Source organism: Lacrimispora brassicae, assembly GCF_054772055.1.
Genome location: NZ_BRYH01000034.1, coordinates 63,864 through 84,159 on the forward strand (window position 1 = coordinate 63,864; position 20,296 = coordinate 84,159).

The 20,296-nt window shown below is 46.6% G+C and carries 19 protein-coding genes; 17 read left to right on the forward strand and 2 right to left on the reverse strand.

All coding sequences use genetic code 11. From position 1 onward, the window contains the following. The first annotated feature begins 13 nt into the window (after positions 1-13). The 3 genes from modB to ACYVD3_RS16660 all read left to right on the forward strand — a co-directional run bounded on the left by modB (position 14) and on the right by ACYVD3_RS16660 (position 2,223). Entirely contained in the window at positions 14-712 is a 699-nt protein-coding gene (modB, locus tag ACYVD3_RS16650; protein ID WP_460643606.1) for a molybdate ABC transporter permease subunit, read from the forward strand. A 1-nt stretch (position 713) separates the two neighbouring features. Beyond that, positions 714-1,766 carry a sulfate/molybdate ABC transporter ATP-binding protein gene (locus tag ACYVD3_RS16655; protein WP_460643607.1) on the forward strand — a complete coding sequence of 351 codons (1,053 nt, stop codon included), beginning with the start codon at positions 714-716 and terminating at the stop codon, positions 1,764-1,766. Between the two features lie 247 nt (positions 1,767-2,013). Further along, on the forward strand, positions 2,014-2,223 hold the full coding sequence (locus ACYVD3_RS16660) for a TOBE domain-containing protein (protein WP_158416173.1): 210 nt from the start codon (positions 2,014-2,016) through the stop codon (positions 2,221-2,223). A gap of 88 nt (positions 2,224-2,311) precedes the next feature. On the opposite strand, the gene ACYVD3_RS16665 is transcribed toward ACYVD3_RS16660, so the two are convergent. After that, complete coding sequence (locus ACYVD3_RS16665; RefSeq protein WP_460643608.1) at positions 2,312-3,862, reverse strand: putative polysaccharide biosynthesis protein; 1,551 nt, start codon at positions 3,860-3,862, stop codon at positions 2,312-2,314. Positions 3,863-4,205: 343 nt separating this feature from the next. On the opposite strand from ACYVD3_RS16665, the gene nifS reads away from it, so the two are divergent. From nifS to ACYVD3_RS16695, 6 genes are all read left to right on the forward strand, one after another. Next, positions 4,206-5,390, forward strand: coding sequence for a cysteine desulfurase NifS (gene nifS / locus ACYVD3_RS16670; protein ID WP_460643609.1), 1,185 nt, complete (start codon positions 4,206-4,208; stop codon positions 5,388-5,390). Between the two features lie 69 nt (positions 5,391-5,459). Next, entirely contained in the window at positions 5,460-5,897 is a 438-nt protein-coding gene (nifU, locus tag ACYVD3_RS16675; RefSeq protein ID WP_460643610.1) for a Fe-S cluster assembly scaffold protein NifU, read from the forward strand. A gap of 59 nt (positions 5,898-5,956) precedes the next feature. Then, positions 5,957-7,075: a tRNA 2-thiouridine(34) synthase MnmA gene (gene mnmA / locus ACYVD3_RS16680; RefSeq protein WP_460643611.1), complete on the forward strand. Its 1,119-nt coding sequence runs from the start codon at positions 5,957-5,959 to the stop codon at positions 7,073-7,075. Further along, positions 7,072-8,211: an N-acetylmuramoyl-L-alanine amidase gene (locus ACYVD3_RS16685; protein WP_460643612.1), complete on the forward strand. Its 1,140-nt coding sequence runs from the start codon at positions 7,072-7,074 to the stop codon at positions 8,209-8,211. Before mnmA ends, ACYVD3_RS16685 begins: the two co-directional genes overlap by 4 nt. A gap of 157 nt (positions 8,212-8,368) precedes the next feature. Then, positions 8,369-9,256, forward strand: coding sequence for a patatin-like phospholipase family protein (locus ACYVD3_RS16690; protein ID WP_460643613.1), 888 nt, complete (start codon positions 8,369-8,371; stop codon positions 9,254-9,256). A gap of 195 nt (positions 9,257-9,451) precedes the next feature. Continuing rightward, entirely contained in the window at positions 9,452-9,925 is a 474-nt protein-coding gene (locus ACYVD3_RS16695) for a GNAT family N-acetyltransferase (protein ID WP_460643614.1), read from the forward strand. Positions 9,926-10,002: 77 nt separating this feature from the next. Here ACYVD3_RS16695 and ACYVD3_RS16700 read toward each other — a convergent pair whose 3' ends face one another. After that, the gene (locus ACYVD3_RS16700; RefSeq protein WP_460643615.1) at positions 10,003-11,229 is read right to left on the reverse strand and encodes an argininosuccinate synthase; all 1,227 of its coding nucleotides are present in this window, start codon (positions 11,227-11,229) and stop codon (positions 10,003-10,005) included. A gap of 262 nt (positions 11,230-11,491) precedes the next feature. Here ACYVD3_RS16700 and argC point away from each other — a divergent pair, with 262 nt between their 5' ends. The 8 genes from argC to ACYVD3_RS16740 all read left to right on the forward strand — a co-directional run bounded on the left by argC (position 11,492) and on the right by ACYVD3_RS16740 (position 20,287). Next, complete coding sequence (gene argC, locus ACYVD3_RS16705; RefSeq protein WP_460643616.1) at positions 11,492-12,532, forward strand: N-acetyl-gamma-glutamyl-phosphate reductase; 1,041 nt, start codon at positions 11,492-11,494, stop codon at positions 12,530-12,532. Positions 12,533-12,567: 35 nt separating this feature from the next. Then, positions 12,568-13,014, forward strand: coding sequence for a GNAT family N-acetyltransferase (locus tag ACYVD3_RS16710; protein ID WP_460643617.1), 447 nt, complete (start codon positions 12,568-12,570; stop codon positions 13,012-13,014). Between the two features lie 14 nt (positions 13,015-13,028). After that, positions 13,029-13,421, forward strand: a complete 393-nt coding sequence (locus ACYVD3_RS16715) for an ACT domain-containing protein (protein ID WP_460643618.1) — start codon at positions 13,029-13,031, stop codon at positions 13,419-13,421. 1 nt (position 13,422) lies between these two features. Continuing rightward, complete coding sequence (argJ, locus tag ACYVD3_RS16720) at positions 13,423-14,646, forward strand: bifunctional glutamate N-acetyltransferase/amino-acid acetyltransferase ArgJ (RefSeq protein ID WP_460643619.1); 1,224 nt, start codon at positions 13,423-13,425, stop codon at positions 14,644-14,646. Between the two features lie 236 nt (positions 14,647-14,882). Next, complete coding sequence (gene argB, locus ACYVD3_RS16725; RefSeq protein WP_460643620.1) at positions 14,883-15,779, forward strand: acetylglutamate kinase; 897 nt, start codon at positions 14,883-14,885, stop codon at positions 15,777-15,779. Continuing rightward, on the forward strand, positions 15,769-16,968 hold the full coding sequence (locus ACYVD3_RS16730; RefSeq protein WP_460643621.1) for an aspartate aminotransferase family protein: 1,200 nt from the start codon (positions 15,769-15,771) through the stop codon (positions 16,966-16,968). Before argB ends, ACYVD3_RS16730 begins: the two co-directional genes overlap by 11 nt. 335 nt (positions 16,969-17,303) lie before the next feature. Further along, positions 17,304-18,140, forward strand: a complete 837-nt coding sequence (locus ACYVD3_RS16735; protein WP_460643622.1) for a PRD domain-containing protein — start codon at positions 17,304-17,306, stop codon at positions 18,138-18,140. A 281-nt stretch (positions 18,141-18,421) separates the two neighbouring features. Further along, a complete protein-coding gene (locus ACYVD3_RS16740; RefSeq protein WP_460643623.1) occupies positions 18,422-20,287 on the forward strand; it encodes a glucose PTS transporter subunit IIA in 1,866 nt (621 codons plus the stop codon). Positions 20,288-20,296: the final 9 nt, after the last annotated feature.

Here is a 20,296-nt window from a genome sequence, read left to right on the forward strand (position 1 = left end):
GGGGTGAAAATCTATGCTGGATCTGATGAAAACAATAGATTGGAGTCCCCTTTTTATTTCTCTTAAAACGGGGATTCTGGCAACAGTTCTGACCTTTTTTCTTGGGATAGGAGCTGCAAGAATGATCATGAAAGTGAATAATACGGCAAAATCCATTATCGATGGGATATTAACCCTGCCTCTGGTGCTGCCGCCTACTGTGGCAGGATTCTTTCTTCTTTTGATCTTCAGCCTCCGCAGGCCTTTCGGCAAATTTCTTTTTGAGGAATTTAATATAAAAATGGTGCAGACATGGCCGGGATGCGTTGTAGCTGCTTTTGTTATTGCATTTCCTTTAATGTACCGGAATGCAAGGGCGGCCTTTGAGCAGGTGGATGTTAACATGATCCATGCCGGAAGGACCCTGGGGCTTTCGGAAAGAAAGATTTTCTGGAAGATCATTGTCCCCATTGCCGCTCCCGGACTGGCTTCCGGGACTGTTTTAGCCTTTGCCAGAGCCATCGGGGAATACGGAGCAACCGCCATGCTGGCAGGAAACATCCTGGGAAAGACCAGAACGGTTTCCGTTGCAATAGCTTCCGAGGTGGCGTCGGGAAACTGGGATAAGGCTGGATTCTGGGTATGCGTCATCGTTATTTTGTCATTTTTTATTGTTGCGGTTATCAATTATATATCCGGAAAAAATATGAAACATGTGAACAGGTGGATTTAATATGGCATTGCAGGTGAACATCCGAAAAAAGTTTTCAGGATTTGAATTGAATGTGGAGTTTGAGACTGACGGGGGCTGCATGGGGATTTTGGGAGCCTCCGGCTGCGGAAAAACCATGACCTTAAAATGCGTGGCAGGAATCGAAAGGCCGGATCACGGCCGGATCGTCTTAAACGGAAAGGTGTTGTTTGACTCGGAAAAAGGGATCAATCTGCCTGCCAGGGAACGGCGTGTAGGTTACCTGTTCCAGAATTATGCTCTGTTTCCCACCATGACAGTAGAGGAGAATTTATGCATAGTTCTTCCGGGACAGAAAAAGCATAAGCTTCCCATTGTTGCAGAACAGATAAAGCGTTTTCAACTGGAAGGGCTGGAAAAAAGGTATCCCTCCCAGCTATCCGGAGGCCAGCAGCAGAGAGTGGCCCTTGCCCGCATGCTTTTATACAAGCCTGATATGATTATGCTGGATGAGCCGTTTTCCGCTTTGGATGGTTTTTTAAAGGACACGCTTCAGATGGAAATGCTGGAACTGATCAGGGACTATGCCGGTGATGTGCTTATGGTATCTCATTCCAGAGATGAGATTTATAAATTCTGTGACCACATGATGCTTCTTTCAGAGGGTAAGACCATATTAAAGGGCTGCACAAAGGACATTTTCCGAAGGCCGGAGAGAATGGAAGCTGCAAAGCTCACCGGCTGCAAGAATATTTCATCAATAGAAAAAATCAGCGATTACGAGCTTTACGCCTGCGACTGGAACATAAGGCTTAAGACAGAGGAAAAAATCGAAGACTCCATCCGGTACGTTGGAATCCGGGGCCATAACCTGATTCCGGCCAAGGGACTGGAAGAGGAAAACGCCATGGGAATTGAATTGGCCGGATTTGCCGATACTCCTTTTCAAAGGCAGTACCAGTTTCGGAACGCAGATGACAAAACCTCTTTAAAGATCTGGTGGATCCAGGATAAAATGGATTTTGAAGAAGGAATGGTTCAAAACCTTCCTTCGTTTATCCGGTTTCCAAAGGAAGACCTTCTGCTTTTGCTTTAGTAATTTGTAATTTGTACTTCCAGGAATTGGTTGACAATGAAAACAGAAATGTTTACAATTAATTCATAAAAAGCAGTATAATCTTCCGGTTTACAACCCATAATTACTGCTATATATTTCCACTTTCCTGCCTATGCCTTTTGGGGCAGAGCCCACCCCGTTTCAGCGCACCCCGCACTATCGGGTGTAAAGGTATGCCCGAAGGGTGTTTTCATAGGTCAGGATTGGATGAGAGGAGACATATCAGATGAAGCTCAGCGCAAGAAATCAGTTTAAGGGAAAAGTCGTAGGGATTGAACCAGGTGCGGTAAACGCCATTGTGACCATTGATATTGGCGGCGGAAACATTGTATCTGCCACGGTTTCCATGGCAGCGGTAAAGGATTTAAAGCTGGAAGTGGGAAAAGATGCCTATGCCATCATTAAAGCCACTTCTGTAATGGTTGGAATTGACTAAAAACGGAACTTCCAAAAAACGGACTTATGACAGTCCGTTTTTTACTTTCAGTTATGTAAGCCATAAATGTTCATTTCATGAAAATAAGTTAAAGATTCCTGGGTTTTTCCCCTTTCATAACATGGGCGCCAAGAAGCAGTACCAGATAAAATATGCTCAAAACAGTGATATGAAATGCAGTTTTTATGAATAAGGGCATCCTCTGGAAGGGATCTGCCACGGAAAAAGCCGCAAAGTAAATACCGATGGCCAGCACCATAAGGGCCGCGGGTTTTACGATCATATCCCATGCATTCCATACAAAATCAACCTTTTTCCGAAGGGTCAGCACATGCATCATGGCCAGAAGCACCTCGCTGGCCAATGTTCCCACCAGATAGGCGAAGATCCCAAAGTTTGGGATTCCAAAGAGGACAAATCCCAAACGGATCAGTAAAGCAATGGCATTCTGGATAAAGGTGACGGAGGTTTTCCCCAGCCCGTTTAAAATGCTTCCCATGGTTGTTACCAGATAAAGGAAGGGGCAGAGCCACGCCAAAACAGTCATATAGGTTCCGGCAGTATTGTCTTTAAATACACTGACGCCTAAGTCGTCTCCAAACAGGGTGAAAATGCCGATGCATAGGATTCCCACGTACAGGCAGTAACGCAGTGACATGGAAATGGCATCGCCGATCCTTCGATCGTTTCCTTCTGACTGGGCTTCGGCCACCGTTGGCAGCAAAAGCACGGCAAGGGAATTAAATATGGTGGATGGGAACAGAATAAAGGGCAAAGCCATTCCTGTTAAAACACCGTATACGGAAAATGCCGCTGAATCGGAAAGTCCTGACATCTGAAGCCTGCTGGGAATCAAAATAGCTTCTGCGCTTGCAAGGATATTTAAGACCAGGCGGTTTCCCATAAGAGGAAGGGCCAGATGCATAAGCCCCGGAGCGGTTTCATAAAAGGAAGAGGAAACAGCCGTAATGCCTGAGGGCATTTTGGGCGAAAAAAAACGATAGGCTATAACGGTATAAAGAGAAGAAACGATTTCCCCGATCAAATGGCCCATGACTGCTAGCTGGACAGTGATTTTGATCCCGGACTCCATCATAATATCCGCAATAAGGAATACGGCACCGATCCTTATGGTCTGTTCGATCACCTGAGCAAATGCCGGGACATGGGGCCGCTGCATACCATAATAATATCCATTGATGCAGGCGTGGATGGCTGCACATGGGACGGATACTGCAATAAAGAGAAGAAGAGGGGCGCAGCGAGGTTCCATGAGGATGTTGACTGCCAGGAAATCCTTAAACCGGATGATGGCATATGCCAGGACTATGGAAATTGCCACTGAAATTACCAGGCCGGTTCGGAAAATGGAACGGCCTTTTCTAACATTAGCAGCTACGGACTGGGATATGGCGGTTTGGATGGAACCGGCGCACAACGCAAAGCAGATTCCAAACACCGGATGGACCAGGCTGAATATTCCAAGTCCCTCTGCGCCAATGGTCCGGGAGAGAAAAATCCGGTAAAAAAAGCCCAGCATTCTTGTGATCAGTCCGGCAGAAGTCAGAAGAAGAGTGCCAGTGAGCAGCGCATATTTTCTCGGTGAAAGTTTTTGGGGAAATTTCAGAGAATCATTCATGCAATCTCCTGTAAAAGAGAATTATTATAATATATGGATGGGGCCTCTTCTTCATGACATATATTACGGCTTATCCATGCCATTCATAATTTAGGGGATAAAATATATATTTCCCAAAGGCGGCTGCATATACCGCCAAATGATTTATGCCGGGCCTATGCCCTGTAAAACATTTGCATAATTTGTGCTTAGTGAGCAAGCTCCCATGGACAAATGTTTCTGTATGACTGAACTGTATGCATAATGAGAATCATTCCTATTGAAATTCTAGGAAATATGTGTATAATAGAAATTGTAGATGAAGCTTTTAACTTTAGGACTACAGAAAGGCGGAACTAACAATATGAAACAACTGATTTATCTTGACAATGCAGCGACTACCAAAACACGGCCAGAGGTCGTGGAAGCCATGCTACCTTATTTTACGGAGTATTATGGAAATCCATCATCCGTATATGAGTTTTCAGGCATCTCCAAAAAGGCTGTGACAGAAGCCAGAGAGACCATTGCAAACGCTCTTGGAGCCAAGGCAAACGAGATCTATTTTACGGCAGGAGGTTCAGAATCCGACAACTGGGCGCTGATCGCAACTGCTGAGGCTTATGCTGCAAAAGGAAAACACATCATCACCAGTAAAATCGAACACCACGCTGTGCTTCACACTTGTGAATATCTGGAGAAGCATGGCTTTGAGGTGACCTATTTAAACGTAGATGAAAATGGGATCATAAAACTGGAAGACCTAAAAAGGGCCATCCGTCCTGACACCATCCTCATTTCCATCATGTTTGCCAATAATGAAATAGGAACTATACAACCGGTCAGGGAAATCGGAGAGATTGCAAAAGAACACGGAATATTCTTCCACACGGATGCGGTTCAGGCATTTGGCCATGTGCCCATTAATGTGGATGATTACCATATCGATATGCTCAGTGCCAGCGGCCATAAGATCAACGGACCCAAGGGCATTGGCTTCCTCTATATCAGAAGCGGCATCAAATCCCGTTCCTTCATTCACGGAGGCGGACAGGAAAGAAAACGCCGTGCCGGTACGGAGAATGTGCCTGGAATCGTAGGCTTTGGCAAGGCTGTAGCGCTTGCGGCAGCAGAAATGGAAGAAAGAGCGAAAAAGGAATTCGAGCTTAGCAATTACCTGATGGACCGGGTCATGGCGGAGGTTCCCTATACAAGAATTAACGGTCACAGGAAAAACAGGCTGCCCAATAATGTGAATTTAGCGTTCCAGTTCATTGAGGGAGAGTCTCTGCTCATCATGCTGGATATGAAGGGCATCTGCGGTTCCAGCGGATCTGCCTGTACTTCAGGTTCCTTAGACCCGTCTCATGTGCTTCTGGCCATTGGCCTGCCTCATGAGATTGCTCATGGATCCCTTCGTCTGACCTTAGATGACCATAATACAAAAGAAGAGATGGACTATGTTGTGGAATCCATTAAAGGGATTGTAGAAAAACTTCGCAGCATGTCCCCGCTTTATGAGGATTATATCAGACATCAGGGGAAATAATTCAAAGCCCCGCCTGGCGGCGGCTGAAAGCAAAGTGGAAATATTACCTAGAAATGGAGAAAATAGATTATGTATACAGAAAAAGTAATGGATCATTTTGAGCATCCAAGAAATGTAGGGGAGATCGATGCCCCCAGCGGTATGGGTACCGTAGGAAACGCCAAATGCGGCGATATTATGAGAATTTATCTGGATATTGATGAAAATCAGATCATCCGTGATGTGAAATTTAAAACCTTTGGCTGCGGAGCCGCAGTTGCCACCAGCAGCATGGCTACAGAGATGGTAAAGGGAAAATCCGTTCAGGAAGCAATGGCCGTGACCAATCAGGCAGTGTGTGAAGCCCTTGACGGATTACCGCCTGTAAAGGTGCATTGTTCCCTTCTGGCAGAGGAAGCGATTCACGCTGCCTTATGGGACTATGCAAAGAAAAACGGAATCGAGATTGATGGCTTAAAGAAACCCAAGTCTGATATCGGCGAGGAAGAAGTGGAAGAAGTATATTAAAATGCCGGGCTTTTGCTTACCCGGCAGAAGAAATGGAAACACCTTGTAGGTGTACCTTTATGCCCAAAGAGCAAGGCAGGAAAGTGGTACGTGAGGCTATGAGCAAAGCGAAAGTAGTAGTAGGAATGTCGGGAGGCGTAGATTCTTCTGTAGCGGCGTGGCTGCTTAAGGAGCAGGGATATGATGTCATAGGCGTTACTATGCAGATATGGCAGGATGAGGATACCGGGGCCCAGGAGGAAAACGGAGGCTGCTGCGGCTTAAGCGCTGTGGACGATGCCAGACGGGTGGCCTGGGACCTGGAGATTCCTTATTATGTCATGAATTTTAAAGAAGAATTCAAATCCCAGGTCATTGATTATTTTGTAGGAGAATACCAGAAGGGGCGTACGCCCAATCCGTGCATTGCCTGCAACCGCTATGTCAAGTGGGAGTCTCTTTTAAAGCGCAGCCTGGATATTGGGGCGAATTATATTGCCACAGGCCATTATGCCCAGATCGAGAAGCTCCCTAACGGAAGATATGCGTTAAAGAAGTCCGTGACAGCGGCAAAGGACCAGACCTATGCCCTTTACAATCTAACACAGCACCAGCTATCCCATACCCTGATGCCGGTAGGAGCCTATTCCAAGGACCAGATCCGTGAGATTGCGGACAGGATCAACTTAATGGTCGCTCATAAGCCGGACAGCCAGGAGATCTGCTTTATTCCGGATAATGATTATGCAGGATTTATAGAAGAAAGTGCAGGGGAAAAAGCGCCGGAGGGGGACTTTGTAGACCTTTCCGGTCAGGTCATCGGTCGGCACAAGGGGATCACCCATTACACCGTAGGCCAAAGAAAGGGATTGAATTTATCCATGGGCCGTCCGGTTTTCGTGGTGGAGATACGGCCGGAGGCCAATGAAGTGGTGATCGGAACAGGAGATGATGTATATTCCCAGACACTGCGGGCAAATCACATCAACTGGATGGCCATTGACGGGCTTCATGGAGAAAGCATGAGGGTATCGGCAAAGATCCGTTACAGCCATAAGGGAGCCATGTGCACCATAGGAGAAGCTGAGGATGGAGTGGTGGAATGCAGTTTTGACGAACCCCAGCGGGCCATTACCCCTGGACAGGCCGTAGTATTTTATGATGGAGATTATGTTGTCGGAGGAGGAACCATACTTTGAGGAATTTAAGAAAAACGAATGGGTGGCTATTATTGGCCTCGCTCCTTCTTTGTGTTTTTATGCTTGCAGGCTGTGCCAGGAAATATGAAACCGTAAAGGCCCCGGCCCTGGAAGAAGCCCAGGGAGGGTTAAGTGAAGAAGAGGGGGAGGAAACAGCCCCTGTGTCCATTGCAGAGGACAAGACTGGGGAGGCTCCAGGCGGAAAGTCCGCGGAAACAAGCTCCCACGAAGCCGATGTGACAATGGAGACCGCTCCAACCTTTGCGGCGGCCGATGAGACGGTTTATGTTACCGGCTCCCAGGTGAATATAAGAAAGTTCCCTTCTTCCCAGGGAGAGGTCCTTGGAAAGCTTGAAAAGGGAGCTTCCTTAAAACGGACCGGATACAGCGATAGCTGGAGCCGGGTAATTTATCAGGAAAAGGAATGCTATATTTCATCCCAGTATGTGTCAAAGGACAAGCCGGCACAGGAGACAGCAAGCGCCGTTCCTTCCGTTTCAGGTAACGGGGGAGGCAAGCTCATCGCCATTGATCCAGGCCATCAGGCAAAGGGCAATTCCGAAAAGGAACCCATTGGGCCAGGGGCTTCTGAAATGAAGGCAAAGGTGGCTTCCGGAACCCAGGGAACGGCAACCGGAATTCCGGAGTACCAGCTTACCCTTGCAGTTTCCTTAAAATTAAAGCAGGAGCTCATCAACAGGGGATATCAGGTCTATATGATCCGGGAAACCCATGATGTGAACATCAGCAATGCAGAACGGGCCCAGATGGCTGATAAAAGCGGAGCGGATATATTCATCAGGGTCCATGCCAATTCCTTAAATGACAGCAGTATCCAGGGGGCACTTACCATGTGCCAGACGGCCAATAACCCTTACAATGGAAGCCTGTACAGCAAGAGCCTTTCTCTTTCCAAAGCCGTTGTAAACGGAATCTGCAGCCAGACCGGATTTAAGAACCGGGGGGTGCAGGAGACGGATTCCATGAGCGGCATCAACTGGTGCAATATACCGGTGACCATTGTGGAAATGGGCTTCATGAGCAATGCGGAAGAGGATAAGAAGATGGCAACCGAGGAATGCCGGGATAAGATCGTAAAAGGAATCGCCGACGGAATCGATGAGTATTATAAATAATTAAAGAAGAACAGCCTTTTTAGGCCAGCTTTCCATTATGGAAGAGATATGGCCGGGAAAGACTGTTCTTTTTTGCATTTGCCGGGCCAGGCATAAATGAAAGAGAAATGGCATACATTTTCCTGAAATGCGGCTGAAAAGCAAGGAGAATGGAATCATGGCAGACTACGGACTGGCGTTGGCAGGCGGCGGGACCAGAGGGGCGGCTCATGTGGGAGTATTAACGGCGTTGGAGGAGGCAGGACTTCTTCCCGACCGGATCGCGGGAGCCAGTGCCGGAAGCATTGTTGCCGGACTTTATGCGTCGGGCATGAAAACAGTGGATATGCGGGAAACGGTACGGTGGCTTTCCAAACACGGCAGAAGCCTGATTGATCCGGATATTTTAGGAATCACTTTATTTCTTCCTCAGATCCTGCTGGGCAGGGAGACAACGTTGAAAGGACTTATAAAAGGAAACCGGCTTCAGCGTTTCCTGTGCGATTTAACCGATGGGCTGGATATACAGGGAGACTGCGGGGGCCTGCTGATTCCGGCTGTGGATATAAACAGCGGGGATACGGTCACCTTTACCAACTTGTTCAAGGAGGAAATCCCCTACCCCGCATTAAAGCAGGAGCATGTGAAATGGGAACGAAGCGGACTTCTCTGTGATATCATGATGGCAAGCTCTTCCGTTCCTGCCGTGTTCCGGCCAAGGCAGATGAACGGTTTTCTGCTGGTGGATGGAGGGGTGACCAACAATCTTCCTGTGGACCTTTTAATCTCGGCAGGAGAGCCAAGAGTCATTGCGGTGGACATTGGTGAAGAATATGAAATGCCTCACGATCATTCCATCATTGAGACCGCCTTCCATTCCTTTTCCATTATGAGCAGAGAGCTTAAGGACTGCCGTTCCAGCGGTGAGCTCCTGCTGTTAAAGCCGCCCATGCCAAGAGGGGCAGGACTTCTGACCTTTGAATGCATGGAAACCTGTATGGAAAACGGCTATGTGTATACAAAAAGAATGATGCCCCGGATCAGAAGGGTACTGGAAAAAAGATAGGGCTTCCAGGCATATAGGACGGCATCAGGAGAGAGGCAGTGGCCGGAATCTGATACATAGCTGCCCGCTCATCCCCACAATTATAAATCCGGCTTCAAAAAGACATAAAGAAGTGATATATTTAAACTAAAATATCAATGGTATACAGCGCTTGTTGAATTTTGAAACAAGGAAATACGGTTAGGAGGAAAGGAAATGGAATTATCATTCAGATACGCCGAAAGAAGGGATACGGCTCTTATATTGAAATTCATTAAAGAACTGGCAGAATACGAAAAAATGCTTCATGAGGTGGTGGCTACGGAAGAACTGCTGGAGGACTGGATTTTTAACAAGAAAAAGGCTGAGGTGATTTTTGCCCTGGCTGACGGGAAGGAAGCTGGATTTGCCTTATTCTTCCATAATTTCTCTACATTTTTAGGGAGAGCCGGGATCTATCTGGAAGATCTGTATGTAAATCCGGAATACAGAGGCAGAGGGATCGGAAAGGCATTGTTAAAGAAGCTGGGGGCGGTTGCAGTAGAACGGGGCTGCGGAAGGCTGGAGTGGTGGTGCCTGGATTGGAACAAACCCAGCATTGATTTCTACCGATCCATGGGAGCGGAGCCTATGGAGGACTGGACGGTCTACCGGATAGCCGGTGAGACTTTAAAGAAGCTGGCAGATTGATTTTTGAATATATATGTATCATGGCCATAAAGAAGGACGTACCAGGGAAAATGCCCTTGGTACGTCCTTTTACTCAATTATTTATTTGCTTTTTCAACTTCCTGCATCTTCATAGCCCTTACCTTTAACGGAAGGCCGAACAGAGTGATAAAGCCCTCTGCGTCATGATGATCATATAAATCACCGGTTGTAAAGGAAGCCAGGGACTCGCTGTATAAGGAGTATGGGGAGGTGGTTCCTGCCTTAATGATATTTCCCTTATAAAGCTTCAGCTTCACTTCTCCGGTCACATACTGCTGTGTGGATTCCACAAATGCCTGAATTGCTTCACGGAGGGGAGTGAACCATTTTCCTTCATAAACGATTTGTGCAAACTTATTGCCCATATCCTTTTTCACTTCCATGGTAGCACGGTCTAACACCAGTTCCTCTAACTGCTGATGAGCCTCAAGGAGAATGGTTCCGCCGGGAGTTTCATAAACGCCCCGGGATTTCATTCCCACAACACGGTTTTCCACAATATCCACGATGCCGATTCCGTGCTTGCCGCCCAGTTCATTTAACGTGGTAATGATATCGGAAACCTTCATCTTTTCCCCGTTTACGCTGGTAGGAATGCCTTTTTCAAAGGTCATGGTCACATATTCCCCTTCATCAGGAGCCTTTTCAGGGGATACGCCTAATACTAATAAGTGGTCATAATTTGGTTCGTTTGCCGGGTCTTCCAGCTCCAGGCCTTCATGGCTGATGTGCCATAAGTTACGGTCACGGCTGTAGCTGTTGTCAGCAGAGAAGGGGAGGTCGATTCCATGCTGCTTGCAGTATTCGATCTCATCTTCCCGGGATTTCATGGTCCATACGTCGGTCATACGCCATGGAGCAATGATCTTTAAGTCAGGAGCCAGAGCCTTGATACCCAGCTCAAAACGGATCTGGTCGTTGCCCTTTCCCGTAGCACCGTGGCAGATGGCGGTAGCGCCTTCTTTCCTTGCGATCTCCACCAGCCTCTTTGCAATAGCCGGACGTGCCATGGAGGTACCTAATAAGTATTTGTTTTCATAAACAGCATTTGCCAGCACACATGGAACGATGTAGTTGTCGCAGAAATCCTCCACCAGATTTTCAATATATAATTTGGAAGCGCCGGATAATTTGGCTCTTTCCTCCAAACCGTCTAATTCATTTCCCTGGCCGCAGTCGATGCAGCAGCAGACTACATCATAATCAAAATGTTCTTTTAACCACGGGATAATGGCCGTGGTATCAAGACCGCCGGAATAGGCTAAAATAACTTTTTCTTTCATTTATACATCCTCCTGTGTTGTCATTGGATTTTTTTTATTGAACTTTCATAAATATACAACAAAATCATGAATAATGCAAGGGTAAAATGAAAAATATAAAAAAAACTTGCATATTATGCGTTGTGGATGTATAATTATGAACTATCAGCTATGGAAGTGACTGGAAGGGCTTTCTTTTTGGCATAAGAGTCCATAGAATCAATGCATAAAATGCAGAAATAATAAATAGATCAACCATGAAAAAATATAAGGAGAGATGATTATGATTAAGGCAGGAATAATAGGGTCTACCGGATATGCAGGCGGTGAGCTTGCAAGACTTTTGCTTCAGAGAGATGACGTGGAGATCATATGGTACGGATCCAAAAGCTATGTGGATCAGAAATACGCTTCTATTTATCAAAACATGTTTCAGATTGTGGATGATTCCTGTCTTGATGACAATGGGAAATCTTTGGCAGAAAAGGCAGACGTGATTTTTACGGCCACTCCCCAGGGCTTTTGCGCATCCCTTATGAATGAGGATATATTAAAGAAGACAAAGGTCATTGACTTAAGCGCCGATTACCGGATCAAGGATGTGGCTGTCTATGAAGAATGGTATAAAATGGAGCATAAGTCTCCCCAGTTTATAGAGGAAGCGGTCTATGGGCTTCCGGAAATCAACCGGGAGAAGATTAAAAATGCCAGGCTCATCGCCAACCCGGGATGCTATCCCACCTGCTCCACCTTATCCATTTATCCATTGGTAAAGGAAGGGCTCATTGATCCCAACACCATTATCATTGACGCCAAGTCCGGAACCTCCGGTGCAGGAAGAGGAGCCAAGGTGGATAACTTATACTGTGAGGTCAATGAAAACATTAAAGCTTACGGCGTAGGGGTTCACCGCCACACCCCGGAGATCGAGGAACAGTTGTCCTATGGGGCAGGCCGTCCGGTCACTATTAGCTTTACTCCCCATCTGGTGCCTATGAACCGCGGAATTCTCATTACTGCTTATGGAACTCTCACCAAGTCTGTGTCCTATGAGGAAGTAAAGGCAATTTATGATAAATATTATGCAAAGGAATACTTTGTCAGGGTCCTGGAAAAGGAAGTGGTTCCCCAGACCAAATGGGTGGAAGGCAGCAATTTTGTAGATGTGAATTTTAAAATCGATCCAAGAACTAACCGGGTGGTCATGATGGGCTCTATGGATAACCTGGTAAAGGGAGCTGCGGGACAGGCGGTGCAGAATATGAATCTTCTGTTTGGACTGCCGGAGAACAAGGGACTTAAGCTGATTCCCATGTTCCCGTAAGCTTATAAATGAATGTATAAATAGAGGAAAATATTATGATAATTCGTACTATGACATTAAAGGATTATGACCAGGTTTATGAACTCTGGTCAGGGATTAAAGGTTTTGGGCTGCGCACCGTGGACGATTCCAGGGAGGGCGTGGAAAAGTTTTTAAAGAGAAACCCTTCAACCAGCGTAGTGGCGGAAGAGGATGGAAGGATCATTGGCTCCATTCTCTGCGGTCATGACGGGCGGCGGGGCTGCATGTACCACGTCTGTGTGGCAGAGAAATACCGGCATCACGGAATAGGCCATAAGATGGCACTGGAGGCAATGAACAAGCTGAAGGAAGAAGGAATCAACAAGGTAAGCCTGATCGCTTTTAAATCCAATACCGTTGGCAACGAATTCTGGCACAAAGTAGGATGGACCTTTCGTGATGATTTAAATTATTATGATTTTGACCTAAATGGGACTAACATTACAAATTTTATTGACTAAGGTGGAGGCATGAGATGAATTTAAAGCGGATATCTGCAGAATTTTCCGTATGCAAGCTGTCCGGACCGGCGGATTTGGGAAAGCTTGACATAAGGTCCGGGTTCTGGTTTCTGGGAAAGACAGACCAGGAAGTGTCCCTGGTATGTGAAACCCCGTTGGTTCCCCAGGATACAGAAGAAAGGGAAGACGGCTTTTTGGCATTCCGCATTGAAGGGGTCCTGGATTTTTCCCTTATTGGGATATTATCTAAAATATCAACGGTACTGGCAGATCACGGAATTGGAATCTTCGCAGTATCCACATTTAATACAGACTATATTCTTGTGAAAAAAGAGAATTACGAAAAGGCTTTGAAGCATTTGGAGGCAGCAGGATATAGGGTCATTGGCACAGAGGAGGATAAATGATATGAAACAGATAGACGGCGGAGTAACGGCGGCAAAAGGATTCCAGGCGGCATCTACGGCGGCGGGAATCAAATACAAAGACAGAAAAGACATGGCAATGATTTACAGCGAAGTGCCCTGTAAGGCGGCAGGAACCTTTACCACCAACATCGTAAAGGCAGCCCCTGTAAAGTGGGATAAGGATGTGGTGGATTATTCCCCTTACTCCCAGGCAGTGGTTGTCAATGCAGGAATTGCCAATGCCTGTACCGGAGAGGAAGGGCTTCGTTACTGTATGGAAACGGCAATGGCGGCGGCAGATAGCCTTTCCATCCCTGTCAGTTCTGTGCTGGTGGCCTCCACAGGAGTGATCGGGAAGCAGCTTCCCATGGACCGCATTACTGCCGGGGTGAAAGCTCTTGTACCGGCCCTTGACGGCAGCCCGGACAGCGGAACAGCCGCAGCCATGGCCATCATGACTACGGATACAGTGAAAAAAGAAGCAGCAGTCCAGTTTGAAATCGGAGGAAAGACCGTTACCATTGGCGGCATGTGCAAAGGCTCCGGCATGATTCACCCCAACATGTGCACCATGTTAAGCTTTGTCACCACGGACGCGGCCATTTCCAAAGAACTTTTACAGGAGGCTTTAAGGGAGGACATTAAGGACACCTACAACATGATTTCCGTGGATGGGGACACCTCCACCAATGATACTGTGCTCCTCCTTGCAAACGCCATGGCAGGAAACCATGAAATTACATCAAAAAACGAGGATTATAAGACATTTTGCAAAGCTCTTAATTTCATTAATGAGACCCTTGCAAAGAAGATGGCAGGGGATGGGGAAGGCTGTACCGCTTTGTTCGAGGTAAAGATCGTGGGAGCGGAAACAAAGGAACAGGCCGTAACTCTTTCAAAATCCGTCATTACCTCCAGCCTGACCAAAGCCGCCATTTTTGGCCATGATGCCAACTGGGGACGGATCCTCTGTGCCATGGGATATTCCGGGGCAATGTTTGACCCGGAAAAGGTGGACTTATATTTTGAGAGTGCTGCAGGAAAGTTAAAAATAATCGAAAACGGTGTTGCCCTTCCCTACAGTGAGGAGGAAGCCACTAAAATCTTATCAGAGCCGGAAGTGACCGCAACGGCGGATATAAAAATGGGAGAAGCCACTGCTACGGCCTGGGGCTGCGACCTGACATTTGACTATGTGAAGATCAATGCGGATTACCGTTCCTAGCTGTTGCTGATTTATGAAAGCACCAGTTGTTGATTTGTGAAAGAACCAATGGGGATAACCGCTGTTAATCCATGGAAAAATAGGGATAACTACCGGAACGGCACCATTTGCGCGAGTGACGAGCCAAGTGAACATGATAACATGTACATTTGGCGGCTGCCGCGGAAACTACAAGAAATTCGCGGAGTGTGTTTCTTGCAGTTTCACTGAGATAGATGAGAAAAGGAGAAATTAATATGGAACTGGATCACAGCATTATGGAAAAAGCAGAGGTACTGATAGAGGCCCTTCCTTATATACAACGTTTCAACCGGAAGACCATTGTGGTAAAATACGGCGGAAGCGCCATGGTGGATGATGAGCTGAAAAAGCAGGTCATTCAGGATGTGGTGCTTTTAAAGCTGGTAGGCTTTAAGCCCATCATTGTCCATGGAGGAGGAAAGGAAATCAGCAAGTGGGTGGAAAAGTCAGGCATGGAGCCTCGTTTTGTCAATGGCCTCCGGGTGACCGATGAGCCTACCATGGAGATCGCGGAGATGGTATTAAACCGTGTCAACAAAAGCCTGGTGCAGATGGTCAATGAATTAGGCATAAAAGCCGTGGGAATCAGCGGAAAAGACGGCATGATGTTAAAATGCAAAAAACGCTATTCAAACGGAGAGGACATCGGTTTTGTGGGAGATATCACCCAGGTGGACCCTCAGATCATAAATGACCTGCTGGAAAAGGATTTCCTTCCCATCATCTGCCCGGTGGGATTTGACGAGGATTTTGAGACCTATAATATCAATGCCGATGATGCGGCCTGTGCCATTGCCACGGCCATGGAGGCGGAGAAGCTGGCTTTTTTGACGGATGTTGAGGGAGTTTACCGGGACTTTCAGGATAAGGAATCCCTTATTTCAGAAATGTCCATGAACGAAGCGGAGGAATTTGTGGAAAGCGGGATGCTGGGAGGCGGAATGCTCCCAAAGCTTCAGAACTGCATTGACGCCATGAAACAGGGGGTATCCAGGGTACATATCATGGACGGACGGATTCCCCATTGCCTGCTTTTGGAAATATTCACCAACAGGGGAATCGGAACAGCCATTATAAGTGCAGGAGAGGAGCGTTTTTATCATGCCAAGTAAGCAGGAATATATTGAAAAAGCGGAGTCAGAGATCTATAAGACCTATAATCGTTTTCCCATTGTTTTTGACCATGGGGACGGCGTCCGTCTTTATGATACGGATGGGCAGGAATACCTGGATTTTGGGGCCGGGATCGCGGTTATGGGATTAGGCTATAATGACCCGGAATTCACTGAAGCGTTAAAGAAACAGGTGGATAAGCTTCTTCACACCTCCAATTTATTTTATAATGTCCCGGCTGTGGAAGCGGGAGAGCTGATTATAAAGGCTTCCGGTATGGATAAGGTATTTTTTACCAACAGCGGAACGGAAGCGGTGGAAGGGGCTTTAAAGATAGCCAGAAGATACGCTTACAATAAGGACGGCGGCCATGACCACGAAATCATAGCCATGAAGCACTCCTTTCACGGCAGGAGCTTTGGAGCTCTTTCCGTAACAGGAAATGACCATTACCAGGAGCCCTTTAAACCCTTGCTTCCGGGAATTAAATTCGCTGATTTTAATGATCTTAACAGTGTGAAGGAACTGATCAATGATAAAACCTGTGCCATAATCATGGAGACGGTCCAGGGAGAAGGGGGCATATATCCGGCGACGGAAGAATTCTTAAAGGGCGTAAGAGCGCTTTGCGATGAGCATGACATGCTGCTGATCCTGGATGAGATCCAGTGCGGGATGGGGCGTACAGGAACCATGTTTGCCTGGCAGAAATACGGCGTAAAGCCGGATGTGATGACGGTTGCAAAGGCTTTAGGAAACGGCGTGCCGGTGGGAGCATTTCTGGCAGCAGGAAAGGCGGCTACGGCCATGTCTCCCGGAGATCATGGAACCACCTACGGGGGGAATCCCTTTGTGACGGCTGCGGCCTTTAAGGTGCTGGAGCTGTTTGAAAAGCGGAAGATCGTTGACCATGTAAAGGAAATGGGAGAGTATCTTACAAAGAAGCTTAAATCCCTGGCGGACCGGTATGATATCATAAGGTCACAAAGAGGACTGGGGCTGATCCAGGGTCTGGAGTTTGATCTGCCTGTTGCCCCCATTGTAAGCCAGGCCCTGTTAGAGCAAAAGCTGGTACTCATCAGCGCCGGGACGAATGTTATCCGTTTTGTACCTCCGCTGGTGATCGAAAAGGAACATGTGGATGAAATGATAGAGAAGCTGGAGGCAGTATTGGTGCGGCTGCTTTAAAGTTTTTGCCGGGGCGTTCGGAAGGATTTCTGAAGGCTCCGGCTTTTGTATGTAATAAAGGACCCTGGAATGATCCGGTATTCTCTGATAGAGAAAGCGATGTAAAATTGTGCTAAATGCACAAAAAAAATAGTATTTTAAAAAGAATATGATTATTATGCCTTAAAAATCTTGACAAACTATTCCTTGTTTGGTATGATGAACAAAATGAAAACGGATTTACTGGAAGTGTTACTGTTCGACAGGCCTGGCCAGGATGATGTAAGATTGCAGATAATAATATTTAGCTGCAGTTTTACATGATCTTGGCCTTTTTTATTTGAGAAGGTGAACTTTTGTATGTAGAAAAGCGTATCAATAATAATGTGATATTGGCGTCAGAAAATGGACAGCAGATGGTTCTGGTGGGGAAAGGCATTGGTTTTCAGGCATATCCCGGCAATGAGGTTGATAAAGACAAGATCGAGAAAACCTTTTACCCCACAAACAATATGACCTATACTCAAATGGCGGCCCTTATGACCGGGTGTGGACCCAATGAGCTAAAGGCAGTATTCAAAATTGTGAATCTGGCTAAGGAGGCATATAAAGAATTAAATGACAATATGTTCTTCTCCTTACTTGACCATTTATCCTTTGCCCTGAAGCGCTGCGAAAACCAGATGGATATTGTAAATCCGTTGGAATGGGAGATAAAGAAATTTTATTCCAGGGAATACCAGATAGGGATCAAGGCATTGGAAATTATAAAGAATGATTTAGGGACACAGCTTCCTGACAGCGAAGCCGCATTTTTTGCCCTTCACATTGTGAATGCACAGATCGATAGTGTAACTGGGGAGGAGATTTTTGGAATCACTGAAATGACAAATTCCATTTTAAAACTGGTCAAGTATTTCTATCAGTGTGAATTTGATGAGGACAGCGTGTTCTTTAACCGGTTCATAACTCATGTCAGGTATTATCTCATGAGACGGTTAAAAGGAGAGGAAGTTTCCCATACAGACAGGGAGATTATTAATTCTGTCCGCAAGGCAGATTCCCAGGCTTACGAATGTGCAAACAGGATTACCCAGTATATTTATGAGAGACAGAAATGGGAAACTTCCGAGACGGAGAAAATGTTCTTAATGCTGCATATTATTAATTTGGTAAAAAAGGTGAATACATAAGGGATTCGTTACAGTTCGGCTGGCAAGACCCAAACCTGCCTGGCAGCAGACCGTTGTCAGACAGGCTTGGGTCTTTTATTTTATATCATGTTCTGTTATTTTTCCCGCACTGCGCAGAGGAAGTGGGGCTGCAAAAGGCATCTGGCGTTTATAAAACGTAAGGTGCGGCCGTGCTCCGGCGGGGATTTGGCGGAACTGGGAATCTGTTGTTTGGGCTGTGAAAGCGCGCAGCAGCCAGGCAGATGGAAAAAGCAATATCATGATGAATCAGGAGGAGAAAGATGGAACGAGAGGAATTAGCGAAAAAAATCATAGAGTATGCGGGAGGGATAGGAAATATCAAGTCTCTGTCCCATTGCATGACGCGGCTGCGATTTTTCTTAGTGGATGATGATAAAGTCAATGAAGAGGAATTAAAGAAACTTTCCATACTTGGTGTACAGAAGCAGGGCGGCCAGTACCAGGTGATTGTGGGGAATGACGTATCCAGGGTTTATAAGGAAATCATTAAGCAGTATCCAAAGATTGCCGGAGGAGAAAATATATCAGATAACGCAGGAGAGAAGAAAGGAACTGTCATTAACCGTATGCTTGCAACCCTGACTGCCATTCTGGTTGCGCCCCTTTCCGCCATTATCGGCGGCGGTTTGATTTTGGGTATCCGGTATATGTTTACCACCTTGCATATTTTGCCCGGGGACAGCCCCCTTATTTTCCTGCTTACGGTTATCGGTAACTCATCCCTTTATTTCTTCCCATTTCTCCTTGCGGTTTCGGCTGCCAAGCGGTTTAATACCAATATTTACATGGCCATGGGGATTGCGGCTGCCATGCTGGACCCCAATATCATTGCCAGGGTTGGAGAAGATCCGGTAAGGCTTTTTGGGGCAATCCCCATTCCGATGATTAATTATGGAAGCAGTGTTATTCCCATAATTCTGGCAATCTGGTTTATGAGTAAGGTATATGGCTGGCTGGAGGACAATCTACCCTCAATGGTTACCGTTATTTTTGCTCCCCTGCTGACTTTTTTGATTGTCATCCCTATTAACTTAATCTTGATCGCTCCTCTGGCCACTTACCTGACAGCGTATGTATCCAATGGCCTTGAGTGGCTGATTAACTTAAATCTTGGAATTGCAGGCTTTGTGATCGGTGCGACCCGTCCGCTCCTGGTATTGGTTGGGATGCATCATGCCGTCCGGCCCCTGCAGTACATGCAGCTAGAGACCCTTGGCTATACCACAATCAGTCCGGCAACCTTTATATCCACCATGTCCCAGGCAACCGCCGCATTTGCTGTTGCAGTGCTTGTAAAAGACCGGAAGAATAAGCAGATTGCAACTTCTTCCACCATTTCAGGTTATTTAGGCATTACCGAGCCTGCCCTGTATGGAATTATCTTTAAGTATCGGGCAGCCCTGGTGGGCTGTATCTTAGGCGGCGGACTTGGGGGAATGGTCAGTACCATGATGGGGGCAAAGGCCTTTTCACCGGGAATGCCCAGCCTGCTGACAACTCCGGTATTCATGGGAGACAAGCCCATGTCCATTGTTTTCGGACTGATTGTCATGTTTGTGTCCACATTTGGGATCACATGGTTTCTTGGGAAGACCGTATTTAAGCTGGATGATAACATAGTCTTTACCGATGGCATTTCAGAAGCAGGGGCAGCTAAAGGGAAAGCTGTCCCAGGGCATCTGGTGTTCAGCCCTGTGGGCGGGCAGATCTGCAAACTGGAGGATATTAATGATGAAACATTTTCCACGAAAATATTAGGCGAGGGGATGGGGATCATACCAAATGAAAACCTGATTGCAGCTCCTGCAGATGGTACGGTCAATACGGTCTTTCATACCAACCATGCCCTTGGCCTGATTACGGAAGATGGCATCGAGGTACTTATCCATATCGGCCTTGATACTGTCAAGCTGGAAGGGAAGTTCTTTACTGCCAGATGTAAGGCTGGAGACAAGGTGAAAAAAGGTGATGCTCTTATTGAGTTTGACCGGGAACAGATTGAGGCGGCCGGCTATGATACCACGGTCATTGTAGTGATTTCCAATACAACGGCCTATGACAGCATCCAGCCTGAATTTGAAGAAGGCACTGTTTTTGCAGGCGAAAAGATATTAACTGCCAGATAGAAATACCCT

Coding starts and splice junctions, on each gene's coding strand:
- argJ (WP_460643619.1), top strand. CDS start 13,423: ATGAAACAGATAGACGGCGGAGTAACGGCGGCAAAAGGATTCCAGGCG.
- ACYVD3_RS16660 (WP_158416173.1), top strand. CDS start 2,014: ATGAAGCTCAGCGCAAGAAATCAGTTTAAGGGAAAAGTCGTAGGGATT.
- ACYVD3_RS16665 (WP_460643608.1), bottom strand. CDS start 3,862: ATGAATGATTCTCTGAAATTTCCCCAAAAACTTTCACCGAGAAAATAT.
- modB (WP_460643606.1), top strand. CDS start 14: ATGCTGGATCTGATGAAAACAATAGATTGGAGTCCCCTTTTTATTTCT.
- argC (WP_460643616.1), top strand. CDS start 11,492: ATGATTAAGGCAGGAATAATAGGGTCTACCGGATATGCAGGCGGTGAG.
- ACYVD3_RS16690 (WP_460643613.1), top strand. CDS start 8,369: ATGGCAGACTACGGACTGGCGTTGGCAGGCGGCGGGACCAGAGGGGCG.
- nifU (WP_460643610.1), top strand. CDS start 5,460: ATGTATACAGAAAAAGTAATGGATCATTTTGAGCATCCAAGAAATGTA.
- ACYVD3_RS16655 (WP_460643607.1), top strand. CDS start 714: ATGGCATTGCAGGTGAACATCCGAAAAAAGTTTTCAGGATTTGAATTG.
- ACYVD3_RS16710 (WP_460643617.1), top strand. CDS start 12,568: ATGATAATTCGTACTATGACATTAAAGGATTATGACCAGGTTTATGAA.
- argB (WP_460643620.1), top strand. CDS start 14,883: ATGGAACTGGATCACAGCATTATGGAAAAAGCAGAGGTACTGATAGAG.
- mnmA (WP_460643611.1), top strand. CDS start 5,957: ATGCCCAAAGAGCAAGGCAGGAAAGTGGTACGTGAGGCTATGAGCAAA.
- ACYVD3_RS16700 (WP_460643615.1), bottom strand. CDS start 11,229: ATGAAAGAAAAAGTTATTTTAGCCTATTCCGGCGGTCTTGATACCACG.
- ACYVD3_RS16730 (WP_460643621.1), top strand. CDS start 15,769: ATGCCAAGTAAGCAGGAATATATTGAAAAAGCGGAGTCAGAGATCTAT.
- ACYVD3_RS16715 (WP_460643618.1), top strand. CDS start 13,029: ATGAATTTAAAGCGGATATCTGCAGAATTTTCCGTATGCAAGCTGTCC.
- nifS (WP_460643609.1), top strand. CDS start 4,206: ATGAAACAACTGATTTATCTTGACAATGCAGCGACTACCAAAACACGG.
- ACYVD3_RS16740 (WP_460643623.1), top strand. CDS start 18,422: ATGGAACGAGAGGAATTAGCGAAAAAAATCATAGAGTATGCGGGAGGG.
- ACYVD3_RS16695 (WP_460643614.1), top strand. CDS start 9,452: ATGGAATTATCATTCAGATACGCCGAAAGAAGGGATACGGCTCTTATA.